Here is a 2,598-nt window from a genome sequence, read left to right as displayed (position 1 = left end):
GTTTTAAAAAAAACGCTGCGGGCCAGCGAACAAGGACGCTCCGACGTGCGCCAGGCCCGCGAGCATTGGCGCACGAAGCGTCAGCCGCGCATGCGTCAAGAGCCTCATCGTCTCGTGTTTCTCGATGAGACCGGCACCTCGACCAAGATGACGCGCTTGCGCGGCCGCTGCCTCAAAGGGCAGCGCCTGTATGCCAAGGCGCCGTTCGGCCACTGGCTGACCCAGACCTTTGTCGCCGGGCTGCGCTACTCCGGCCTCACAGCGCCCTGGGTGATCGATGGGCCGATGACCCGCCAGATCTTCGAGACCTATGTCGAGACCCAGCTTGCGCCGACTCTGTCCAGGGGCGATGTGGTGATCCTCGACAACCTGCCGGCGCACAAGAGCGAGAAAGCCGCGCAGTGTCTGAAGCAACGCGGCGCCTGGTTCCTGTTCCTGCCCCCGTACAGTCCGGATTTTAACCCAATTGAGCAACTCTTCGCCAAGATCAAGGCGCACCTGCGCAAAGCCGAAGCCCGCACCTTTGACGCGCTCTGGCGGGCCATTGGCGACATCTGCAATGGGATCGAGGCTGAGGAATGCCACAACTACTTCACGGCCGCAGGTTATGGATTCGTCTGAACCGCCGATGCTCTATCTCGCAATTTTCGAAACACAGCATTGAATTTCCTAGGCCGTGTGGACGGATTGGGCTGAGCAACGGGTAGTAGATTCCCAAATCAGTGTCGCGATGATTCATAGCGGGTCGACTTCAGGAGGCTCGACCATGCTGACGGGAATGACGGAGGACGATTGGGCGACAGTGCTGCGAGTGTTTGCCGCCTCGTGCTCCCGGCGCGGCGCCAAGGGGCGCAACGACCGCCGCTTCCTGGAGGCGCTGCATTACTTCACCGTCCACAACATCACCTGGCGAGCCCTGCCTCCATGCTTCGGCCACTGGAACTCGGTCTGGATGGGCGATTCACAAACGACAAATTTTGTCTCAGCCGCCCCGGTCAGTTGGCTCTGACGTGGAGCCACATCCCGCTCGCAGCCCGCAGCCGACCTGTAGCAGTTCTCCTCCCGAGGAATTCCGCCCTCGCGGAGGGGACCATGAACCAACCTCCATGGACAATCCAACGGTGCTGGGTCGAGAACCCGGACGCCCTGCGACGCTGGGACAAGGCCTTCCAGCTTCTCCTGGCGGTCAGCCAAGCACCCAGACCCAGTCCCGACGGCGCGGGGGGCGAACCGCCAGCACAGGAGAGCCGCCATGCCGATCCTAGCCGCTTACGTGCGCGTCTCAACCCCGCGTCAGGTCCAGAGCCAGTCGATTGAGCAGCAGATCGAACGGCTGCGTGCCCATGCTCTGACCCATGGCGAGGATCTGCCTCTCAAGCATGTCTTTCGAGACGACGGCTACAGTGGCGCCAACCTGCACCGTCCGGGGCTCGATGCCCTGCGCGAGGCTGCCACCAATGCCAAACTCGACCGGATCCTGATCACAGCTCCGGATCGTCTGGCGCGCAACTATGTGCATCAGGTGCTATTGGTTGAAGAGCTGCAAAAGCATGGGGCCCAGGTCGACTTCCTCGACCGCCCGATGAGCCAGGATCCGCACGATCAACTCCTCCTCCAGATCCGCGGCGCCGTGGCCGAGTATGAGCGCACCCTGATTGCGGAGCGCATGCGGCGCGGTCGGTTACGCCGGCTGCGGGCCGGGACACTCTTGCCCTGGACCAAGGCGCCGTACGGCTATGAGCTTGATCCCAACCACCCTCGCAATCCCGCCGGGGTGCGCCTCAACGCCGCCCAAGCCGCCGTCGTCCGGGACATCTTCGCCTGGTATGTCGACGGGACCACGATCATCGACTTGGTTCGGCGCTTGGCGCGGCTTGGCATTCCCTCTCCCTTAGGTCACCCGACCTGGAGCCCGTCGGCGTTGCGCTGCCTGCTGACCAATCCAACCTACACCGGTCAGGTGTTCGCGAACCGGAAGCGCTTCGGTCTCTGTCACAAGCGACGCTCAGCCCTGCTCCCGGCCCATCCGGCGGGTGGGACGTGCCACAAGACCGCCCCCGCAGACTGGATTGCAGTGGCCTCGGTGCCGGCCATCGTGACGCAAGAGCAATTCGACGGCGTGGCAGGACGACTGACCTATAATCGCCAGATGGCGCGGCGGAACAACAGAGCCCACCCGTATTGAACCGCGCCGGATTTTCCGGAGGCTGATTGGCTTGAATTCTACGCGGCCATCGGCATGACCTCAAGCTTCGCATAGTAGGCGGCTTCCGCCTCGGCGGGCGGAATGCTGCCGATGGACTCGAGCAGGCGCCGGTTGTTGTACCAATCGACCCATTCGAGGGTGGCGAACTCGACGCTCTCAAACGAGCGCCATGGACCGCGCCGATGGATCACTTCAGTTTTGAAGAGCCCGATGACGGTTTCCGCCAGAGCATTGTCGTAGGAATCTCCGACACTGCCGACCGACGGCTCGATGCCGGCCTCGGCGAGGCGCTCGGTGTATTTTATCGACACGTCTTGGACGGATTCAAACGGTCGTCGCAACACCCTGAAGGAGGAGGTTGCGATGAGCATTCGAAAGCGGCGGTCGGATCG

Annotated in this window: 4 protein-coding genes; 3 read left to right on the top strand and 1 reads right to left on the bottom strand. The window is 62.8% G+C overall.

The genetic code is table 11. From position 1 onward, the window contains the following. From JKL46_RS34530 to JKL46_RS34520, 3 genes are all read left to right on the top strand, one after another. A partial coding sequence (locus tag JKL46_RS34530) for an IS630 family transposase (protein WP_201842939.1) occupies positions 1-621 on the top strand: 621 nt, incomplete at its 5' end. Positions 622-766: 145 nt separating this feature from the next. Next, entirely contained in the window at positions 767-1,009 is a 243-nt protein-coding gene (locus JKL46_RS34525; protein WP_201842937.1) for a transposase, read from the top strand. Positions 1,010-1,252: 243 nt separating this feature from the next. Continuing rightward, entirely contained in the window at positions 1,253-2,185 is a 933-nt protein-coding gene (locus tag JKL46_RS34520; protein ID WP_201842935.1) for a recombinase family protein, read from the top strand. Positions 2,186-2,223: 38 nt separating this feature from the next. Here JKL46_RS34520 and JKL46_RS34515 read toward each other — a convergent pair. Beyond that, positions 2,224-2,598: integrase core domain-containing protein (locus tag JKL46_RS34515; RefSeq protein WP_246529739.1), on the bottom strand; the 375-nt coding region annotated here is incomplete at its 5' end.

Origin of the sequence: Microvirga zambiensis WSM3693, assembly GCF_016735695.1 — a bacterium.
Taxonomy (GTDB): domain Bacteria; phylum Pseudomonadota; class Alphaproteobacteria; order Rhizobiales; family Beijerinckiaceae; genus Microvirga; species Microvirga zambiensis.
Note: the sequence above shows the minus strand (reverse complement) of the source record. Positions and strands in the feature narration are given on the sequence as shown.

Excerpts from the sequence above, each read along its gene's own strand:
- JKL46_RS34520 (WP_201842935.1), top strand. The coding sequence starts at position 1,253 with ATGCCGATCCTAGCCGCTTACGTGCGCGTCTCAACCCCGCGTCAGGTC.
- JKL46_RS34525 (WP_201842937.1), top strand. The coding sequence starts at position 767 with ATGCTGACGGGAATGACGGAGGACGATTGGGCGACAGTGCTGCGAGTG.